Annotated in this window: 21 protein-coding genes; 7 read left to right on the top strand and 14 right to left on the bottom strand. The window is 60.1% G+C overall.

Annotated elements, in window-relative coordinates; translation table 11 throughout:
• Positions 1-818: 818 nt before the first annotated feature.
• Both EGJ09_RS23420 and EGJ09_RS23415 read left to right on the top strand, forming a co-directional pair.
• A complete protein-coding gene (locus EGJ09_RS23420; protein WP_043213866.1) occupies positions 819-1,223 on the top strand; it encodes a TraR/DksA C4-type zinc finger protein in 405 nt (134 codons plus the stop codon).
• A 182-nt stretch (positions 1,224-1,405) separates the two neighbouring features.
• Positions 1,406-1,600, top strand: a complete 195-nt coding sequence (locus EGJ09_RS23415; protein WP_046785199.1) for a hypothetical protein — start codon at positions 1,406-1,408, stop codon at positions 1,598-1,600.
• A 7-nt stretch (positions 1,601-1,607) separates the two neighbouring features.
• Here EGJ09_RS23415 and EGJ09_RS27090 read toward each other — a convergent pair whose 3' ends face one another.
• On the bottom strand, positions 1,608-1,793 hold the full coding sequence (locus tag EGJ09_RS27090) for a hypothetical protein (protein WP_080952080.1): 186 nt from the start codon (positions 1,791-1,793) through the stop codon (positions 1,608-1,610).
• Between the two features lie 307 nt (positions 1,794-2,100).
• On the opposite strand from EGJ09_RS27090, the gene EGJ09_RS23405 reads away from it, so the two are divergent.
• On the top strand, positions 2,101-2,571 hold the full coding sequence (locus EGJ09_RS23405; RefSeq protein ID WP_039602828.1) for a hypothetical protein: 471 nt from the start codon (positions 2,101-2,103) through the stop codon (positions 2,569-2,571).
• On the top strand, positions 2,568-2,780 hold the full coding sequence (locus EGJ09_RS23400) for a hypothetical protein (protein ID WP_125924901.1): 213 nt from the start codon (positions 2,568-2,570) through the stop codon (positions 2,778-2,780). Before EGJ09_RS23405 ends, EGJ09_RS23400 begins: the two co-directional genes overlap by 4 nt.
• A gap of 12 nt (positions 2,781-2,792) precedes the next feature.
• On the opposite strand, the gene EGJ09_RS23395 is transcribed toward EGJ09_RS23400, so the two are convergent.
• From EGJ09_RS23395 to EGJ09_RS23365, 7 genes are all read right to left on the bottom strand, one after another.
• Positions 2,793-3,158: a Na+/H+ antiporter subunit G gene (locus tag EGJ09_RS23395; protein WP_046785197.1), complete on the bottom strand. Its 366-nt coding sequence runs from the start codon at positions 3,156-3,158 to the stop codon at positions 2,793-2,795.
• Positions 3,155-3,433 carry a K+/H+ antiporter subunit F gene (locus EGJ09_RS23390; protein ID WP_012315284.1) on the bottom strand — a complete coding sequence of 93 codons (279 nt, stop codon included), beginning with the start codon at positions 3,431-3,433 and terminating at the stop codon, positions 3,155-3,157. The genes EGJ09_RS23395 and EGJ09_RS23390 overlap by 4 nt, the downstream gene beginning before the upstream one ends.
• A complete protein-coding gene (locus EGJ09_RS23385) occupies positions 3,430-3,918 on the bottom strand; it encodes a Na+/H+ antiporter subunit E (protein ID WP_125924900.1) in 489 nt (162 codons plus the stop codon). The genes EGJ09_RS23390 and EGJ09_RS23385 overlap by 4 nt, the downstream gene beginning before the upstream one ends.
• The gene (locus tag EGJ09_RS23380) at positions 3,915-5,594 is read right to left on the bottom strand and encodes a monovalent cation/H+ antiporter subunit D (protein WP_115274319.1); all 1,680 of its coding nucleotides are present in this window, start codon (positions 5,592-5,594) and stop codon (positions 3,915-3,917) included. The genes EGJ09_RS23385 and EGJ09_RS23380 overlap by 4 nt, the downstream gene beginning before the upstream one ends.
• Positions 5,591-5,935, bottom strand: coding sequence for a Na+/H+ antiporter subunit C (locus EGJ09_RS23375; RefSeq protein WP_012315281.1), 345 nt, complete (start codon positions 5,933-5,935; stop codon positions 5,591-5,593). Before EGJ09_RS23375 ends, EGJ09_RS23380 begins: the two co-directional genes overlap by 4 nt.
• Complete coding sequence (locus tag EGJ09_RS23370; RefSeq protein WP_125924899.1) at positions 5,935-8,850, bottom strand: monovalent cation/H+ antiporter subunit A; 2,916 nt, start codon at positions 8,848-8,850, stop codon at positions 5,935-5,937. Before EGJ09_RS23370 ends, EGJ09_RS23375 begins: the two co-directional genes overlap by 1 nt.
• A gap of 150 nt (positions 8,851-9,000) precedes the next feature.
• Complete coding sequence (locus tag EGJ09_RS23365; RefSeq protein ID WP_125924898.1) at positions 9,001-9,945, bottom strand: DMT family transporter; 945 nt, start codon at positions 9,943-9,945, stop codon at positions 9,001-9,003.
• Between the two features lie 83 nt (positions 9,946-10,028).
• Here EGJ09_RS23365 and EGJ09_RS23360 point away from each other — a divergent pair, with 83 nt between their 5' ends.
• Positions 10,029-10,592, top strand: coding sequence for a helix-turn-helix domain-containing protein (locus EGJ09_RS23360; protein ID WP_046785192.1), 564 nt, complete (start codon positions 10,029-10,031; stop codon positions 10,590-10,592).
• A gap of 4 nt (positions 10,593-10,596) precedes the next feature.
• Here EGJ09_RS23360 and EGJ09_RS23355 read toward each other — a convergent pair whose 3' ends face one another.
• Together EGJ09_RS23355 and soxR are read right to left on the bottom strand one after the other, a co-directional pair.
• Positions 10,597-11,145, bottom strand: a complete 549-nt coding sequence (locus EGJ09_RS23355; RefSeq protein WP_125924897.1) for a cysteine hydrolase family protein — start codon at positions 11,143-11,145, stop codon at positions 10,597-10,599.
• A gap of 67 nt (positions 11,146-11,212) precedes the next feature.
• Complete coding sequence (soxR, locus tag EGJ09_RS23350; protein ID WP_046785190.1) at positions 11,213-11,665, bottom strand: redox-sensitive transcriptional activator SoxR; 453 nt, start codon at positions 11,663-11,665, stop codon at positions 11,213-11,215.
• A gap of 86 nt (positions 11,666-11,751) precedes the next feature.
• Between soxR and EGJ09_RS23345 the strand changes: the two genes are divergently transcribed.
• The gene (locus EGJ09_RS23345) at positions 11,752-12,132 is read left to right on the top strand and encodes an antibiotic biosynthesis monooxygenase (protein ID WP_046785189.1); all 381 of its coding nucleotides are present in this window, start codon (positions 11,752-11,754) and stop codon (positions 12,130-12,132) included.
• Here the strand turns inward: EGJ09_RS23345 and EGJ09_RS23340 are convergent.
• Together EGJ09_RS23340 and EGJ09_RS23335 are read right to left on the bottom strand one after the other, a co-directional pair.
• The gene (locus EGJ09_RS23340; RefSeq protein WP_046785188.1) at positions 12,111-12,881 is read right to left on the bottom strand and encodes a S9 family peptidase; all 771 of its coding nucleotides are present in this window, start codon (positions 12,879-12,881) and stop codon (positions 12,111-12,113) included. The two genes, EGJ09_RS23345 and EGJ09_RS23340, sit on opposite strands and share 22 nt — an antisense overlap.
• Entirely contained in the window at positions 12,865-13,983 is a 1,119-nt protein-coding gene (locus EGJ09_RS23335; protein ID WP_125924896.1) for a DUF3182 family protein, read from the bottom strand. Before EGJ09_RS23335 ends, EGJ09_RS23340 begins: the two co-directional genes overlap by 17 nt.
• A 216-nt stretch (positions 13,984-14,199) precedes the next feature.
• Here EGJ09_RS23335 and EGJ09_RS23330 point away from each other — a divergent pair, with 216 nt between their 5' ends.
• The gene (locus EGJ09_RS23330; RefSeq protein WP_115274325.1) at positions 14,200-16,008 is read left to right on the top strand and encodes an aminopeptidase P family protein; all 1,809 of its coding nucleotides are present in this window, start codon (positions 14,200-14,202) and stop codon (positions 16,006-16,008) included.
• A gap of 56 nt (positions 16,009-16,064) precedes the next feature.
• On the opposite strand, the gene EGJ09_RS23325 is transcribed toward EGJ09_RS23330, so the two are convergent.
• Both EGJ09_RS23325 and rhtA read right to left on the bottom strand, forming a co-directional pair.
• Positions 16,065-16,346, bottom strand: a complete 282-nt coding sequence (locus EGJ09_RS23325; RefSeq protein ID WP_039602547.1) for a hypothetical protein — start codon at positions 16,344-16,346, stop codon at positions 16,065-16,067.
• Between the two features lie 190 nt (positions 16,347-16,536).
• The gene (gene rhtA, locus EGJ09_RS23320) at positions 16,537-17,424 is read right to left on the bottom strand and encodes a threonine/homoserine exporter RhtA (protein WP_046785186.1); all 888 of its coding nucleotides are present in this window, start codon (positions 17,422-17,424) and stop codon (positions 16,537-16,539) included.
• Positions 17,425-17,996 lie beyond the last annotated feature (572 nt).

Here is a 17,996-nt window from a genome sequence, read left to right as displayed (position 1 = left end):
CTGGTTCTGCAGCGACCAGCCGGTCCTCGGCGCTGGCTTGTTCGGCGGCACTGCGCAGCAGCCCCTGCAGGTGCCGGGCGAGCCACAACCAAGGGGTTTCCCCTTGGTTGTCTGCGTCGCACCAGTAGTCAATGATCGCGCTGCGGTAGGTATCCAGTAGGATGGGCCCGCAGTCGTTCAAGAGCTTTTCGAGCGCATGTAGGTCAACCGGAACGGGGTGAGACGGGTCGACCATATGGTTGCGACAGAGTACGTCCTGCTTTGCAGTCAGGTTGAGTGTTTCGCGCTGGCAATAGCGCTCTACCAGCACCTGGTACAAAGGGCGTATGTAGGCTGTATCCTCCACCTGCCCGAAACTGGCCAATTGCAGGGACAATGGGTCGAGGCGGGTATCCAGGCCATAGTCATGCCAGTGCTCGACCAACAGTCGTGCAGCCACTTCGAACAGAGTGGGGCGGCTTGCGAACCTGTCGGCAACGGCGCAAGGCAATGTGGGGCTGCGTGGGAGTCTGATAGAGGGCGTCATGGCTGGGATCTTTGTGTGAGAAGGGCGCCATGAAACCGTCTGAGGGATGGGTCGGGGCTATACAGATGTACTGCCAGCAGTACCGCGAATCGGCAAACCGCCCCCGTCAGGCGCAAACCACGTCATTTCGCTCAATTACCCCGTCATTGGTGTTGCCCCTTGCGACGAGGGGCCTTAGACTGCCGCCCCCTGCAAAAGAGTGCCGATTGGCGCTTGAAGAATTCTGGTGCCGATGCCCAGGTGTCGGCGACACACGAATCGCCCAAATGCACATTTTTTCATAGAGAAATCGATGACCAAGGAACAGTTGCTGGCCATGTCGGCCGATGACTACATGAACGCTGAACAACTGGCCTTCTTCACTGGCCTGTTGCAGGCGATGAAAGTAGAAACCCATGAACGCATCGAGCTGAGCCGTGCCACTATCGAAAGCCTGGATACCCCGTCGGATCCTGCCGACGTGGCCTCGGTCGAAGAAGAACGTCACTGGCTGGTAAATGCCATCGAGCGTGACCAGCGCCTGCTACCGCAGTTGGAAATGGCCTTGGGCCGTATCGCTGACGAAAGCTTCGGCTGGTGTGACGACAGTGGTGAGCCGATCGGCCTGCAGCGCCTGCTGATCAGCCCGACCACCAAGTACTGCATCGAAGCCCAGGAGCGCCACGAGCAGCTCGATCGCCACCAGCGCCAGATCTGACCGAGCGTTGTGTGCCAGGCCCCACGGAGCGATCCTTGGGGCTTTTTGCGCTTGCTACCTTGTACCGGCCACTTTGTTGCTGCTGGCGCAATACTGCTGTACCAATGTTGGCTTTCTCCGGCGTGTTGGCGGGCGTATCATGGCTCTATCGTTAGGTTGCTAAGTAAATTCCGGAGGGAATGATGAATAGCCGAGTCGATGTGGCCGTGATGATTGGCTCAGGTGTGCCCGCTACCCTGCAGGCGCTGGGCCGCCGAGTATGTTGGGTGGTGCTGGTGAATGGCGAGCGTCGCGGCACTGCGTATGCAACACGTGGTGAGGCGCTGGAGTGTCAGGCGGCCTGGCTTAAACAGCTGGAGAAAGGCCGCGCTGCCTGACTGTGGTTCAGTTTTCGAGGCTACGGGCCAGTTCGCAGGCTTCATGGTGACGACGTCGAAACCCCTTTACTCTGCCGGTAGCGCTTTCAGTGACGTGGAAGAACTCGATGCCGGCAGGTATGACGACGTAACGCGGTATGGAGCGAGAATAAATGCGCTTTGCCTCTCGACGTGTTTCTGTGTTTTCGTGCATATTTCTTTCCCAGTAATGCGCTGATGGATTGCAGAGCCCGTTCTGCCGAAGGGCCTGGCGTTATCTATCGCATCTTTTCTGACGGAATAGTTGTAGGGCATTACGCTTCCCGGTTGGGGAATGTGCCTAAACCCGCCATTTGGGCAAAGTCTGGCAAGCAGGAGTAAAGTTTCCTCCATGCTGTATAGCCAGAAGGCACAGACGTTATGCACATCGCTTCATTACTCTTTTCGCCTATCGAAATGAAAGGGCCGTGCCTCACCGGTGGTGAGTGGGGGCGGATGTTACCGATTTGAGGATTACTTCATTGGCAGTCAGTACTCTGGATACCCACGCTTTGTTCGCCCTTGGCGATTTGCGCGGTAAGTTGGCCAAGCTGTTTCAGGGCCGCTTCGTTTATGTCACCGAGCAGAACCCCGAAGGCCTCTATATGGCCGAAATCGACACCGAGAGTGCGTTGGTGGTCGATGACAAGCAACGTTTGGAATTGAAGGTGGGTGACCACTTTCGCGCTGCCGTATTGCCCAGTCGTGAAGGCGGCAAGTTGGAAATGCGCTTTCGTGAGATCAAACTGAACGTCTACGGCGTGGGGGACTATGCCTTTGTCTCGGTGCCGGAGGGTGAAGGTATCGTGTTCCGTGAAGGCCAAGGCGTAATGCTGGTGTTCGCGGCTCAACAGCAAGTCCAAGAGGGCCTTGGCAAGCTGCTCAAGGCCGTGACCGGTAAGGTCGCAAAATGGCGCAAGGGCGAGTTGACCACGTTCAAGGCGAGTGAATGAACGCGGGGCAGGAGGCGGATGGCAGCCGTGCCGCGTTCCATCGACAACATAAGGCCATGGCCGTGGCTCAGGCAGAACGTTTGCTGGCGCGGCGCGATGAGATGCAGGCCGCCTGGTTGACTTGGGTGGCGGCCCAGCTCTATCAATCAGGCCCGCCTCCCTACGTCGCCATGGTGCGCCGGGAGTTGCAGCGGATCACCCAGGAATGAGCGTGCCGCACATCAATTGCCCCCCGCTTGGCCGCTACTGACTTCTTCGGGTACCGCTTCCCCGGACATGCGTTTGCGAAACAGTGCCGCCCTGGCCAATAGTAGCGTAGTGACCGGTAATGTGATCGACAGTAGAACTGGGATCAACCAAGCGTGCAGTACAGGGCCTTGCTTGAGCCATGAGAAGTAGATGATCGAGGCCAAGGCAACGCACCAGGCCCCGATGGTCGAGGCCAGCGCTGGTGGGTGCATGCGCTGGAAATAATCCTTGAGGCGCAGCAGGCCAATGGCCCCGATCAACGCGAACAGGCTGCCGAGCAGCAGCAGGGCAGCGGTAACTAGCTCGAGCCAGAGCGGTAGTTCAAGAACTTCGGTCATTCTATTACCTCACCACGCAGCAAGAACTTGGCCAGGGCAAACGAGCCGACAAAGCCGAAAAGCGCAATCAGCAGAGCACCTTCAAAGTAGGTATCGCTGGCATAGCGGATTCCCAGTACCAGCATCATGAGCATGGCCAGGATGTACAGGTAGTCCAGTGCCAGTACCCGGTCCTGGGCGGAGGGGCCGCGAAACAACCGGATCAGCGTCAGGCCCATGGCCAAGGCGAAGATGAACAAGCTGGCGAGCACTGCATAGGCTAGCAGGCCTGTCATTGGAAAATCTCCATCAGCGGTCGTTCATAGGTGTGTTTGAAGTGCTCGATAAAAGCGTTCTCATCCTTGAGGTCGAACACGTGCAGCAACAGGACGCTGCGGTCCAGGGCCAGTTCTGACCAGACGGTACCGGGCACTACGGTAGTGATCATCGATAGTGCCGCCAGGCCGTGGGCGTCGCGCAGGTCCAGCGGGATATGGACAAAGGCAGAGCAAGGCGGATGTTGCCCGGCGCGCAGCACGCGCAGGGCTACTTGCAGGTTGGACTGGATGACATCGATACCCACCCGGCCAATCAGGCTCGCTATCACCAGCGGCCTGCGCACATGGGCGTGCTGGGGGCGCAACGGTGCCATCAGCAGTGGCGCCAGAAAGCCAAGCGCGGCTGCGAGCAGCAGATTACCCGGGCTGACCGAGAGGTTCAGCAGCAACCACAGTATGAACAGTGCGACAGACAACAGCGGTGCGGGGAAAAGTCGGCTCATGGCTGCACCTGTGCGTCGAGCGTGGTCGGGCCAGGGATAGGCTGTACGGCCATTACGGCCCTGATGTAGGTGTCAGGGGTCTGCAGGCTGGCTGCAGTGTCCTGGGTGTAACGTAGCAGCGGCTCGGCTCTGAAGCTGAGCATGATGCACAGGCCCAGCAAAATGACGATCGGCAGGCATTCGTAGTGTCGCAGCGCGGGGGAGGGCCGCTCTTCAGGCTTCCAGAAGCGCTGGATGCCCACGCGGCCGAAAGCGATCAACGAGGCCATGCCGGACAGGATGAGCAGGGCTACCAGCGCCCAGCCGGCTGCTGACAGTGGTTGCTCGGCCGGCACGCCCAACCCCAGTGGGTTGAACAGCGCGCTGATCAAGCTGAGTTTGCCGACGAAGCCAGAGAGCGGTGGCATGCCGATGATCAGCAACGCACAGGCAATGAAGCTCAGGCCCAGGAACGCCATGGTCCAGGGAATGATCTGGCCTATGACTGCCTTCTGCTCATCGTCGAGGTTTATGCCTTTAGGTGGGTGCAACGACTCGAGTGGCGAGGGCATGCTGCCTTCTTCGTCCTCCAGTGGTGGCTCATTGGCCGAGCGAGAGCGCTCCACCAGCTCGGCGAGCAGGAACAGTGCACACAGTGCCAGGGTTGAATTGACCAGATAGAACAACGCTGCTCCGGTCAGGGCTGGCTGAGCAAAGCCGATCGCGCCAAGCAGGGTGCCTGCCGAAACCAGTATGCTCAGTGCTGCCATGCGCTCCAGGCGTTGTGCGGCAAGTATCGACACGGCTGCGATGGCAAGCGTGACCAAGCCCCCATAGATCAGCCATTGCCCGCCGAAATGCGCCGATGCACCGGCTTGACCCGAGAACAACAGGGACCAGAGCCGTAACACAGCGTACAGGCCAACCTTGGTCATGATGGCGAACAATGCGGCTACGGGTGCGCTGGCCGAGGCATAGGCCGGAACCAGCCAGAAATTCAGCGGCCAGATGCCGGCCTTTGCCAGGAAGGCTATGGCCAGGATTGCCGCGCCCGCGTGCAGCAAACCACGGTCGGCTTCGGGCACCAACGGTACTTTCAGCGCGAGGTCGGCCATGTTGAGGGTGCCGGTTACGCCGTAAAGCATCGCGGCGCCAATCAGAAACAGCGAAGAAGCGAACAGGTTGATGGCAATGTAGTGCAGGCCGGCCCGCACCCGCGCTCGCCCCGATCCGTGCAGCAGCAGGCCATAAGAGGCCGCTAGCAGCACTTCGAAAAAGACGAACAGGTTGAACAGATCGGCTGTCAGGAAGGCACCATACAGGCCCATCAGCTGGATCTGGAACAGTGCGTGGAAGCTGGCGCCGGCGCTGTCCCAGCGGGCGCGAGCGAACAGCAGGGCGCTGATGCCGATGACCCCGGTCAAAGTCAGCAGCAGCGCCGACAGGTGATCAACCACCAGCACGATGCCGAAAGGCGCGGGCCAGTTGCCCGGCAGGTACACACCGATCGATTCCGCCTGGCCCTGGACGCGCACCCACAGCAGCAGGCTGACGGCGATGACCAGGCCGCTGAAGGTGGACAGCAGGTTGAGGCGCGCCTTGAGCAGGCGGTGCTTCTCGCCCAGTATCAGCATCACTGCTGCGGTCAGCAACGGCAGCAGGATGGGGGCGATGATCAGTCGGCTCATCTCACTCATTCATCACGCTCCCGGCCATCCACGTGGTCGGTGCCGGTCAGGCCGCGAGATGCCAGCAGCACCACCAGAAACAGGGCGGTCATGGCAAAGCTGATGACGATGGCCGTCAGAACCAGCGCCTGGGGCAGTGGGTCGGTGTAGTGCAGCAGGTCCTGTGTCACGCCTTCCTTGATGATCGGCTCCTTGCCGATGAACAGGCTGCCCATACTGAAGATGAACAGGTTGACGCCATACGACAGCAGGCACAGGCCCATGATCACCTGATAGGTCCGTGGGCGCAGGATAAGCCACACGCCCGATGCTGCCAGTACGCCGATGGCGACTGCGATGACTTCTTCCATCAGGCGGCTCCTGCTTGGCTGGGTTTGGACGGATTACCCGGGCGGTAGGCTCGCACCGACTGGTGTGCCAGGGCTGTGAGGATCAGCAGGGTCGAGCCGACCACAACGGTGTACACGCCCACGTCGAAGAACAGCGCGCTGGCCACATGCACATCGCCCAGCACTGGCAGGTGCAGGTGGGCGGTATGCGTGGTCAGGAACGGGTAGCCCAGCAGCATGGCGCCGACCCCTGTCAGTGTTGCGCACAATAGCCCGGTGCCCATCCAGCGCAGTGGGCGCAGGCTCATCTGGGCTTCGACCCATTGGGTCCCTGCGACCATGTACTGGAGGATGAATGCCACCGACATCACCAGGCCTGCGACAAAGCCACCGCCAGGCTGGTTGTGGCCCCGCATGAACAGGTACATCGAGATCAGCAGGGCGATCGGCAGCAGCAGTCGTACCAGCACCGCAGGCACCATCATGAAGCCCAAAGCTGTGTCGGTGGCATGGCGCGGGTTGATCAGGTCGGTGACCACGTCGGGTGCAAGCTGGCGCTGCTGAGCTGGCAGCTGCATGCTCTCCTTGGGTGGGCGGAAGCGGCGCAGCAGGGCGAATACGGTCAGGGCGACGGCCACCAGCACGGTGATCTCGCCCAGGGTGTCGAAGCCGCGGAAGTCAACCAGCATCACGTTGACCACGTTGGTACCGCCACCTTGTGGCAAGGCTCGGCTCAGGTAGAACGAGGAAATGTCGTTCGGCGTTGGTCGTGTCAGCATGGCGTAGGACAGCAGCGCCATGCCGCCGCCGACCAGGATTGCCAGCAGCAGGTCGCGCACGCGCCGCATGCGGGCACGGTCGAGGCTGCCGGGCAGCGGCGAGACGCCCTCGATACGCCGCGGCAGCCAGCGCAGGCCGAGCAGGATCAGAACCGTCGTGACAACCTCGACGACCAGTTGAGTCAGGGCCAGATCAGGTGCTGAGAACCAGACGAAAGTGATGCAGGTCATCAGGCCGCAGACGCCAACCATGATCAAGGCGGCCAAGCGGTGATACTTGGCTTGGTAGGCGGCGCCAATGGCGCAGGCGATAGCGATCAGCCAAAGGGCGACGAACACGCCTGAGCCCGGTATTTTAGGGCGGTCACCCCAGCTCAGGCCGCTGTACAGCATTGGTGTGAGCCCCGCGAGGAAGGCGGCAAGCACCAGCATGAACAGTTGTGCCTGCAGGCGGCGAGTGGTCAGCAGCCCCTCGATGCGCCGGGCCAGTAACATCAGGTGCACCTGGCCGTGCTCGAACAGGCGCTTGCCATTGAAACGCTCGATCAGGGGGGGATACGGGAACCGGCCTTGGCGCAACTGGTTGCGCAGCAGCAGATAGAGCACGATACCGCCGCTCATGGCCACCAGGCTCATGATCAGCGGGGCATTCCAGCCGTGCCAGATGGCCAGGCTGTACTCCGGCAGAGTACCACCCACCACTGGAAGGGCTGCAGCGGCCAGCAACGGGCCGACCGACTGGGCAGGGAAAATGCCCACCACCAGGCAGGTAAGCACCAGCAGTTCGACTGGCGCGCGCATCCAGCGTGGTGGTTCGTGAGGTGTGTGAGGCAGGTCTTGGGCGGCAGGGCCAAAGAACACGTCAACGGTGAAGCGCAAAGCGTAGGCAACGCTGAAAGTGCCGGCCAAGGTGGCTATTACCGGCAGCGCGGCCTCGACCCAGGCGGTGGAGCTGATGAACACGGTTTCGGCGAAGAACATTTCCTTGGACAGGAAACCGTTCATCAATGGCACGCCGGCCATCGAGGCGCTCGCCACCATCGCCAGGGTCGCGGTGTAGGGCACCAGACGGATCAGCCCGCTGAGGCGGCGGATGTCACGGGTGCCGCTTTCGTGGTCGATGATGCCGGCGGCCATGAACAGCGAAGCTTTGAAAGTGGCATGGTTGAGTATGTGAAACACGGCGGCCACTGCGGCGAGTGGACTGTTCAAACCCAATAGAAGCGTGATCAGCCCAAGGTGGCTGATGGTCGAGTAAGCCAGCAGGCCCTTGAGATCATTCTGGAACATCGCTGCGAAGGCCCCCAGCAGCAGGGTTATGGCCCCCGCGCCACCGACGATCCAGAACCACTCCTCGCTGCCCGAAAGCACCGGCCACAACCGGGCCAGTAAAAACACCCCGGCCTTCACCATGGTTGCCGAGTGCAGATAAGCTGAAACCGGGGTCGGTGCTGCCATGGCATGAGGTAGCCAGAACTGGAAGGGGAACTGCGCGCTCTTGCTCAATGCTCCGACCAGGATCAGGGGCAGCAGCACTGGATACAGCGCGTGCTGGCGAATGGTCTCGCCGGCAGCCAGCACTTTGTCCAGGTCATAGCTGCCCACTACATGGCCAAGCAACAGGGCGCCGACCAACAGGCACAGGCCGCCGGCGCCGGTAACCATCAACGCCATGTAGGCGCCGCGTCGGGCGTCGGCGCGGTGGTGCCAGTAGCCGATCAGCAGGAACGAGAACAGGCTGGTCAGCTCCCAGAAAAACACCAGCTGGATCAGGTTGCCCGAGATCACCAGGCCGAGCATGGCGCCCATGAACGCCAGAAAGAAGGCAAAGAAGCGTGGTACCGGGTCCTGTGGCGACATGTAGTAGCGCGCGTACAGCGACACCAGGGTGCCTATGCCCAGTACCAGCAGCGAGAACAGCCAGGCGAAGCCGTCCATGCGCAGGACCAGGTTGAGGCCCAGGCTGGGCAGCCAGAGAAACTCCTCGCGGATGACACCGCCGTGGGCAACCTGGGGGTACAGCAGTGCTACCTGGACGGTGCCGACCAGGGCCACGAGCCCAGCCAGGATGGACTCGGCGTTACGTGCGTTGTGCGGCAGCACAGCTGCCAGGCAACTGCCCAAGAACGGCAGAAGCAGTAGCACTATCAAGGACATAGCGTTCTATTCTGGAAAGGTTTGCCAAGGATCATACGTGCCGTGCAGTTGATCACCAACACGCAAGCTGTCGCAGAATCATACAAACAGGGTGTGACAAGCTGTTTTTTTATAACAGTTTTTTACAGAGCATAGCTGCCGTTCACTACTTTACAGCCCGCCTTCGCGTTCGCCCTCTACCTCAAGCTCTTCGCTTTCATTGCGTAGGCGTCGAACTTTAAGTTCGCTGACCACCACGGCGATGACGATCATCAGGCCGCCTATGAGCGCCACACCGGGCAGACGCTCGCCTGCGATGCGGCCGACGATGCCAGCCCACACCGGCTCGCCGGCGTAGATGAGTGTGGCGCGGGTTGGCGATACCGATTTCTGCGCCCAGTTCATCGCCACCTGGATCACTGCGCTCATGGCACCCAAACCCAGTGCACTGAGCAACAATAGCCAGGAGAAGTCGGGGAGGTGCTCCTGAGTCGGTACGATCATCAGGAACGACAGCAGCGAGGCGGTGGCCAGTTGCACTACGGTGACGCGGCGCACATCGACCTGCCCGGCATACCGGCTGATCAGAATGATCTCGGCGGCAATGGCCACGGCGCTTACCAGGGTCACGACTTCGCCTTCGCTGAAACGCAGGGTACCGCCCTCGGGGCCAGCGAGCAGCATCAGGCCGAGGAACGCCAGGCAGATTCCCAGGCTTGGCATCAGCCCTGGCCGACGGCCAAGCACCAGCCACTGCAACAGCGGTACGAAGGGCACATACAGTGCAGTAATAAAGGCCGACTGGCTGCTGCTGATGGTTTGCAGGCCCATGGTTTGCAAACCATAACCGAGCATGATGGTCGCACCAATCAGCGCGCCGGCCTTCAATTCGGTGAATGTCAGCCCGGGCAGCGCGCGTATCGAGACCAGGCCGACGAACAAGGCGGCTGCAGCAAACCTCAGGCCGACGAAGAACATCGGGCCACTCACGGTCATGACGTTGTGCACCAGCAGGAAGGTGCCGCCCCACAGCATGGTGATGAACACCAGTAGCACCTCGGCCTTGCTCAGGCGCAAGGATACGGTGGTCTGCTGGCGGTTGATCGGTTGGCTCATGGTCTTGCTTACTCGGAAGTGGCAGCGCACAATCGCCGCAAAGTGGGCAGTATACTGCGCAACCTTTAAAAGTGAGCAATATAGTGCACAAAGATTCCGCGCACCGTGCTTCGGTGCTCCAGCATGTGAGCCTCAACGTTCGTGGTCTGCGCAATGCAGTGGGGATGAGCCAGAGTGCCTTGGCCGAGCGCTCAGGTGTCAGCCGGCGCATGCTGGTGGCGATCGAGGCTGGTGAGAAGAACGTCAGCCTGACTACGCTCGACCTTATAGCTGAAGCGTTGGGGGTTGCCTTCAGCCGGCTGATCCAGGCGCCCGACCAGCGCGATACCAGCCGCATCGACGAACTGGCCTGGGCCGGTGAGCATCCCCAGAGCAAGGCGGTGCTGCTGGCCAGCAGCACCGCTCGGCGAGAGGTGGAGATCTGGGAGTGGACCCTGGCGCCGGGTGAGTGTTACACCAGTGAAGCCGATGCCGAGGGCTGGAGCGAGCAGATCTATGTGGCTGAAGGGCAACTGACGCTGATCATCGAGCAGATCGAGCACTGCCTGCACGTCGGTCAGTTCCATGTATTTCCCAGTAACTGCCGCTATGCCTACCGCAACGATGGTGCCGTGCCGACGCGCTTCGTACGCAACGTGGTAATTTGAACGGTCAGTTTTTCAGAAGCTCATCGGTCTTCACCACTTTGGCGTACGCAAAAGCGAGTGCAGCCATCACCGAATCGTGCACCTGGGCTGCCGGTATTTGCTTGCCATTGAACTCAAGAGGCAGGGTGGCGCAGGCATCGTGCGCCACCGTGACATCGTAGCCAAAGTCAGCTGCTGCTCGCGTGGCGGCATCGACGCACATGTGGCTCATGCTGCCGACGATGGTGAGTGTTTTTACACCTTGGTCATCGAGCGTGCGCTTGAGATCGGTATCAAGAAATGCATTCACCTTGTGCTTGAGCACGACGGGCTCGTCTTCCAGCGGCTGGACTTTTGCGTGAATCGCAGCGCCTTGGGTGTCGGGAGTGAAGAACGGCGCGTCTTCGCTTTCGAACTCATGCCGCACATGCACCACAAGGTCGCCTCGCTGGCGTGCCGCGGCCAGCAGCTTTGCCGCATTGTCGGCCGCCGGGTTGGCGCCTTCCAGGGGCCACTTGCCTCCGGGGAAATAGTCGTTCTGGATGTCGATGATGATCAGCGCCTGCTTGCTCATGTTGCCTCCTGGGTCAGTAGCATCGGGTGCCATTAGTTATAGGCGGTGCGCGGGATGAATGCGTAGTTCAGGGCAGATGCGGCCCGGGTCCCTCGCCGGCGAGGTGATCCTGGCGGTTGCGAAGCGGGCAGTCCTTCAGCGACATGCAGCCGCAGCCGATGCAGCCGTCAAGTTGATCGCGCAGCAGGATCATTTCGCCAATGCGCCGATCGAGGTCTTCGCGCCAGCCTTCGGACAATCGTCGCCAGTCCTCGGCGGTAGGAATGTGATCATTTGGTAGCGTCGCCAGGGCCCTGGCGATGTTGGCCAGCGGGATGCCCAAGCGCTGAGCCATCTTGATCACCGCCACGCGGCGCAGCATCGCCCGTGGGTAACGGCGCTGGTTGCCGGCGTTGCGGGAACTCTGGATCAGGCCTTTGGTTTCATAAAAGTGCAGAGCGGTTACCGCCACCCCGCTGCGCGCGGCCAGTTGGCCGACACTGAGCAGCTTTTCGTGGGTGGTCGGCGTATGTCTGGGCATGCGAAAAAGCTCTTGACCTTGAGTTAACTGGAGGTTTTACCCTGCCGATCATCGCGCTGCAAGCGTCCGGAGCAAGGAGACTGCCCATGTTGGCCATGCCGCAACCGCTGTGGTTCACCCAGATGATCGAATATGAAGTGCCTGCCACCCGCCAGGAGGCACTTGCCCACGCATTGGTAATTCGCGCTGAGGAGCTGGCCTCGCGTTTTGAGGGACTGCAAGAAGTCAGTATCCAGGCCAGCGATGACGGTAGCCGCGTATTGCAGTGTCTACAGTGGCAATCACGACAGGCTTGGGTAGCGGCAACTGCGTCTTTTGTCGAAGAGCCCTTCCTCGATATTGTGCGTCGACATCAGGCGCGCAGCGTCAACTTTGCCGCTTATCAGGCGTTACGAAGCCTGGCGCGGGGTGTCGACGGTGGCCTGCACTGCCAGGTCGGCGCGCCTCAGGCATACCAAGGGGCATAGTGGGGATAGCGGTCCAGGCGCGCGCCTATCACCATCTCGCTGATCCACGATGCGAGGATCGAACTGTAGGCTTTCTGGCTTTGCTCGCTCGATAGTGCGTGGTCGGCGCCGTCGACGATGCGGTGGGTAAGCGAGTGGGCGCTGACGAAAGCCGAACGGTAGCTCATCAGCGTGGTGTGCGGCACATAGTCGTCCTGTTCCGACTCGACCAGCAGCACATCGCCAGCGAACTCCGCGCAGGCAGCCAGGGCGCGATTGTCACCTGGGCCAAGCAGGCGCTGGCGGTAGGCTTTCAGGCGCTGACGGTCCAGGGTCTGTTTGGGCTTGTCCCATTCGTCGTCCCAGTACATCGCAGGTACGCGCAGAGCCAGCCACTTCACTGGGCGGTGCAGGGTCAGCAAGGTGGCGAGGTAGCCGCCATAGCTGCTGCCGATGATGGCGATGGCACTACTGTCCACCGCGGGGTGGCTGACCAGGCGGTCATAAGCAGCCAGCAAATCTTTGAGGTTCTGCTCGCGTGTAACCGTAAGGCGCTGGCTTTCGGTTTTTTCGTGGCCCCGCAGGTCAAAGGTCATGCACACGCAACCGAGCCCTGTGATATGCCGGGCCCGTGCAAGGTCGCGTTGCTGGCTACCGCCCCAGCCATGTACGAAAAGGATCCCGGGCATCTTGCTTCCGGGGCTGACCAAGGTACCGGCGATGCTGTCGTCGTCGACCTGCAGTTCGACGGTTTCACTCTGAATGGCCATACTCGCGAATCCGCGCGTACTTGCAGAATTGTCCGAGTTCACTGTCGTTTCCTTGATAGAAGAGGGTGGCGTCAGTGGGAAGGTTGGGTGTACCGAATATTTCATGGGTAGAGGCTCGCACCCGTTGCAGTGCCGGGTCATCGGCAAAGGCCTGCAGGGCCAGCAGCTCAGCGCTGCTGGCCCCACCCAAACGCCAGGATTGTTCAAGTACGCCACTGCGCAGGTGGCCCTCAGGGTTTTTGCCGCGGGCGATGTCGTAGTTGCGCCGGGAGGCGATGAAGCCTGGGAAGTGCTGCTCGGCTGCATGCTCATAGGTCAGGGCCTGGTTGATGGCAAGGCGCAGGTGGTCCTCCAGTGGCAGTTGCAACAAGGCCTGGTAGTCGCCGCGCACCACCAGCAGGTCGGAGCCTCCGTATACCTCGGTACCTTGGTGGTCCTGGGTCAACTGCTGGGTGCCGAGGTAGCTGCAGGTCAGGCCGGCGACACGCACTTGGCCAACGCTGAAGGTTTCCACTTCACTGAGGTCCTCCTCCAGCACCAACCCCCACAAGGCCAGGCCCTGATCATCAATGTTGGCCAACAATGGTTCCAGTTCATCCAGTTGAACGATCACCTGTTGCCCACGCCCCGCGCATGCCAGCACCGGCTTGAGCCGTACTGCGCCATCGCGCAGCAGTAACTGCGCGGCCCGCCGGGCATCGGCTTTGCTGAATACGGTGTAACCGCACAGCAAGGCATCGCTGGCCTGGCGGGCGAAGTCGTCAGTCCAGCCTGGGGGGAAGGTGGCATTGGCAGGCAGCGGGTGGGAGATCGCTTTGGTTGCCATATAAGGATGACTGACCAAGCCCCCGAACAGGTCATGTTCCGTTCGGATGCCGAGGTGGGCATAACGTTGCGGGTCGATGAGAGTTTCAGTGGGTAGGTAGTAATAGTGGTCGGCGGCTTTGGGTGGCAGATCAGGGGTTGCTCGCGCGCACCCTAGAAGCTCGGCCAGGCCATCAGCCAGCTTCAGGTGCACTGCGTGTTCGTGCTCAGGGGTGTGATCGCGAGCATCGAGGAGGACGACCCCCGCTTTTGATTCGCTGGTGCTGGGCATGGGCATCAGCCTGTCTGCAATGAATGTACTGATTGTGAAGCCCATGGTTTGGGGAAGTTCAGGTGGAAGCGATCGATGGTTCGTAGTGGCAGGAACCGCTGTTCCTTTGCACGCGCAACGATGGCTTGCAGGCCGCGAGTCAGTCGTCGCGATTGCAGGGTGAGGTTGGCTGTTCCATTATCGTGCATCTGGATCAACCAAGATGTTACCGCAGGAGTGCGAATGAACGTTCATACCACCCGTGAGCAGAGGGTTCCCGAGCGCCTGATGCGTGTGCGCGAGGTAATGGCCAGGGAGGGGGTCGATGCCCTGCTGGTGCCCTCAGCCGACCCTCATCTTTCTGAGTACCTGCCGGGCTATTGGCAGGGGCGGCGGTGGCTGTCGGGCTTCGATGGTTCGGTGGGTACGTTGGTGGTCACTGCAAATTTTGCAGGGGTGTGGGCCGATAGCCGTTACTGGGAGCAAGCTATCAAGGAGTTGGCGGGTAGCGGCATCGAACTCATGAAGCTGCAGCCGGGTAAGCCGGGTGCGCTGGAATGGCTGGGCGACAATGTCCCGGCCAAAGGAACAGTGGCCGTGGATGGGGCGGTCATGGCGCTGGCGTCTGCGCGCCAGCTCGAGGAGCGCCTCAGGGGGCGCGGCATTCGCTTGGTAACCAGCCAGGATTTGCTTGCCGAGGTTTGGGAAGAGCGCCCTGCGCTGCCGAGTAACCCTGTGTATCAGCACCTGCCGCCTCACGCCACAGTCAGTCGGTCGGAAAAGCTTGCCCAGTTGCGCCGCACCATGGAAGAGAAGGGCGCAGACTGGCACTTCATTGCGACCCTGGATGACATCGCCTGGCTGTTCAATTTGCGCGGTAGTGATGTCTCCTACAACCCGGTATTCGTTTCCTTTGCGTTGATCAGCCAGCGGCGCGCCGCTTTATTCGTTGGCGCTGGAAAGCTTGACGCGCATTTGCGCCATGTACTGGAAGCCGATGGTATCGAGGTGCGTGATTATTCGGAGATCGGCGAAGCGCTGTCACAGGTACCTGCCGGCGGCCGGCTTTTGGTCGATCCTGCGCGCGTGACCTGTGGCCTGCTCAAGAACCTAGGCCCCCAGGTTTCGCTGATTGAAGGGCCGAACCCGACCACATTGAGCAAATCACGCAAGGGTGAAGATGAGCTGGTCCATATACGCCACACCATGGAGCAGGATGGCGCAGCTCTGTGTGAGTTCTTCGCCTGGTTTGAGGCGAGTCAAGGTAAGGAACCCATCACGGAACTGACCATCGATGAACAACTGAGTGCTGCGCGTGCACGGCGCCCCGGCTTCGTCTCGCTGAGTTTCTCGACCATTGCAGCTTTCAATGCCAATGGTGCAATGCCCCATTACCGTGCCACCGAGCAATCTCACGCGGTCATTGAAGGCAATGGCTTGCTGCTTATCGACTCGGGAGGGCAGTATCTGGGCGGAACCACCGACATCACGCGGATGGTTCCGGTGGGCACTCCGACGTTTGAGCAGAAGCAGGATTGCACTCGGGTGCTCAAGGGTATGATCGCTCTGTCACGCGCCACATTCCCGCGCGGTATTCTTTCGCCCTTGCTCGATGCTATCGCGAGGGCGCCGATTTGGGCGGATCAGGTCGACTATGGCCATGGTACCGGGCACGGTGTCGGCTATTTCATGAATGTGCATGAAGGGCCGCAGGTCATTGCCTATCAGGCTGCTACCGCGCCGCAGACCGCTATGCAGGAAGGGATGATCAGTTCCATCGAGCCAGGGACCTATCGCCCTGGCGCTTGGGGGGTGCGCATCGAGAACCTGGTGGTCAACCGGGCATCGGGCAAAAGTGAGTTCGGTGATTTCCTCGATTTCGAGACCCTGACGTTATGCCCTATCGATGCACGCTGCCTGCTCACCGAGTGCCTCACCAAGGATGAACTGGCGTGGCTCAACGGCTACCACGCGACGGTTCGCGAGCGCCTTGCTCCCCTGCTGTCAGGCGACGCATTGGCTTGGCTTGAAGCTCGCACAGCAGCATTGTGAGCAGTCGGGGTGGGCAGTAGATAAAAGAAGGGCAGCTCACGAGCTGCCCTTTCTGTTTACTTGCAGATGACGATCATGCTGCGGCTGGTATACCCGGCTGGGTTGATGCCGAAGAGGTAATCACCCGGCTCTTCGTCGGTGTCTCCCGAACGGGCGATGACCTTGTAACCGCGTGTGCTGCAGGCCGTGGCGGCCTTGCTGTAGCACTTGTCCCAGGATGAGGAGAGGCCGGAGCAGTTGATGTGCAGGCCCTTCTTCCCTTTTTTGACCTCAGTCTTGGCCGTTGCGGCACATCCGGCAATGGCCAAGACGGCCAGGATGAGCAAAATACGTTTCATTCCTGTCCTTAAATGCAGGGTTGATCAGTTGTCTGACCCTGTCGTTATCGCTTCGGTTCTTCCTGAATAGCCTTTGACATCCGTGTGCATGCAAGTAGATAGCGTAAAGATTATGGTTTTGTGACAGCTTAATCAGCAGGACTGCGCGCTACAATGGCCAATTCCGGGTCAAATGAAAATATTTCTCAAATCAGTCGGCTGCAACAGGGGGCTTCGCGTCGCGGCGCATGGACAGCGTGGCACCCACTGATGCGGCAATGATGGCGAGAATGGCCAGCCACTGGGTTACGCTCAGCAACTCGCCCAGGAACAATAAACCGGAAAGGGCACCAATGGCCGGTTCTATGCTCATCAGAGTGCCGAATGTGCGGGCTGGCATGCGGGTCAGGGCGACCATTTCCAGGCTATAGGGCAGGGCGGTCGAGAGTATTGCGACCCCTAGGGCCAGTGGTATGAGCGCAGGTGTCAACAGTGCGGTGCCGGCATGAACGATACCGATCGGCGCAACAAATATCGCCGCGACCACTACACCCAGTGCTGCGCTCTGAATCCCGTGTTCTGCTCCGGCGCGTTGGCCAAAGAGGATATAAAGGGCCCAGCACACGCCGGCACCCAGTGCATAGGCGGCTCCCGTGAGGTCGAGGGGCTGGCCGCCATGGCCGACCGGGATCAGCAGCAGCAGGCCGCTGACTGCCAGTGCAATCCACAGGAAGTCAATGGCGCGCCGCGACGCGAAAAGCGCTACGGCCAATGGGCCGGTGAACTCGAGGGCTACGGCGATGCCCAGTGGTGTTGTCTGCAGTGCCATATAAAAGAGGAAATTCATCCCGCCCAGGGCCATGCCGTAGATGATCACATTGCGCAGCGTCTTGGTGGTCATCCGTACGCGCCAGGGGCGCAGAATTAGAAGCATGATGATGCTGGCGAAGATCAGGCGCAGGGTTGTGGTGCCTTGTGCGCCGATGATCGGGAACATGCTTTTGGCCAGGGAGGCACCGGACTGTATCGATGCCATGGCGATAAGCAGCAGGCCTATAGGAAACAGCATGGTGGCCAAGCTGCGGGGCTGGGTGTTCATTTGTGCGCGGCAATCCTTTTAATGATGGGTGTGGGTGTGCAATATAGTGCGCAATTGCAAGGGTGAGGTGCAAGGTGCCCGCCAAAACACCTTCTTGCATGTATGTTCAGTGATTTGAAATAAAGCCTTGACGCCCTCTTGAATTCCCTTATAATTCGCCCCACTTCCAGCGTAGTCGGAACGAGAAACTCCCTTAAATTCAAAGAGTTGCTTAATCCAGGTAGTGCTGGTGGTGCTTCGATCGCCTGATCGATAGCGGTTGAAATGGTGGTTGACAGCGCTTCTAAACGCTGTATGATTCGCCTCCCGCTACGAGAGATCGAAGCGAGTTAAGTGTCTGAAGTTAAACGAGTTTCTCGCAAAAAACTTCAAAATAAACGCTTGACAGGCTCTGAGGAAAGCGTAGAATGCGCGCCTCGGTTGAGACGAAAAGCTCTTAACCAAACGCTCTTTAACAAATCGAATCAAGCAATTCGTGTGGGTGCTTGTGAGTATGGACTGATAGTCAGAAAGATTATCAGCATCACAAGTGACCATGCGAGAAATCACATAGTCATTTGAGATTGCTGAGC

The sequence above is a fragment of the Pseudomonas sp. p106 genome, from assembly GCF_003936645.1.
Taxonomy (GTDB): domain Bacteria; phylum Pseudomonadota; class Gammaproteobacteria; order Pseudomonadales; family Pseudomonadaceae; genus Aquipseudomonas; species Aquipseudomonas putida_E.
The sequence above is the reverse complement of the archived record's forward strand: the minus strand, read 5'-3'. Positions and strand labels throughout refer to the sequence as shown.

Coding starts and splice junctions, on each gene's coding strand:
- EGJ09_RS23420 (WP_043213866.1), top strand. CDS start 819: ATGACCAAGGAACAGTTGCTGGCCATGTCGGCCGATGACTACATGAAC.
- EGJ09_RS23415 (WP_046785199.1), top strand. CDS start 1,406: ATGAATAGCCGAGTCGATGTGGCCGTGATGATTGGCTCAGGTGTGCCC.
- EGJ09_RS27090 (WP_080952080.1), bottom strand. CDS start 1,793: ATGCACGAAAACACAGAAACACGTCGAGAGGCAAAGCGCATTTATTCT.
- EGJ09_RS23400 (WP_125924901.1), top strand. CDS start 2,568: ATGAACGCGGGGCAGGAGGCGGATGGCAGCCGTGCCGCGTTCCATCGA.
- EGJ09_RS23395 (WP_046785197.1), bottom strand. CDS start 3,158: ATGACCGAAGTTCTTGAACTACCGCTCTGGCTCGAGCTAGTTACCGCT.
- EGJ09_RS23390 (WP_012315284.1), bottom strand. CDS start 3,433: ATGACAGGCCTGCTAGCCTATGCAGTGCTCGCCAGCTTGTTCATCTTC.
- EGJ09_RS23385 (WP_125924900.1), bottom strand. CDS start 3,918: ATGAGCCGACTTTTCCCCGCACCGCTGTTGTCTGTCGCACTGTTCATA.
- EGJ09_RS23380 (WP_115274319.1), bottom strand. CDS start 5,594: ATGAGTGAGATGAGCCGACTGATCATCGCCCCCATCCTGCTGCCGTTG.
- EGJ09_RS23375 (WP_012315281.1), bottom strand. CDS start 5,935: ATGGAAGAAGTCATCGCAGTCGCCATCGGCGTACTGGCAGCATCGGGC.
- EGJ09_RS23370 (WP_125924899.1), bottom strand. CDS start 8,850: ATGTCCTTGATAGTGCTACTGCTTCTGCCGTTCTTGGGCAGTTGCCTG.
- EGJ09_RS23365 (WP_125924898.1), bottom strand. CDS start 9,945: ATGAGCCAACCGATCAACCGCCAGCAGACCACCGTATCCTTGCGCCTG.
- EGJ09_RS23355 (WP_125924897.1), bottom strand. CDS start 11,145: ATGAGCAAGCAGGCGCTGATCATCATCGACATCCAGAACGACTATTTC.
- soxR (WP_046785190.1), bottom strand. CDS start 11,665: ATGCCCAGACATACGCCGACCACCCACGAAAAGCTGCTCAGTGTCGGC.
- EGJ09_RS23345 (WP_046785189.1), top strand. CDS start 11,752: ATGTTGGCCATGCCGCAACCGCTGTGGTTCACCCAGATGATCGAATAT.
- EGJ09_RS23340 (WP_046785188.1), bottom strand. CDS start 12,881: ATGGCCATTCAGAGTGAAACCGTCGAACTGCAGGTCGACGACGACAGC.
- EGJ09_RS23335 (WP_125924896.1), bottom strand. CDS start 13,983: ATGCCCATGCCCAGCACCAGCGAATCAAAAGCGGGGGTCGTCCTCCTC.
- EGJ09_RS23330 (WP_115274325.1), top strand. CDS start 14,200: ATGAACGTTCATACCACCCGTGAGCAGAGGGTTCCCGAGCGCCTGATG.
- EGJ09_RS23325 (WP_039602547.1), bottom strand. CDS start 16,346: ATGAAACGTATTTTGCTCATCCTGGCCGTCTTGGCCATTGCCGGATGT.
- rhtA (WP_046785186.1), bottom strand. CDS start 17,424: ATGAACACCCAGCCCCGCAGCTTGGCCACCATGCTGTTTCCTATAGGC.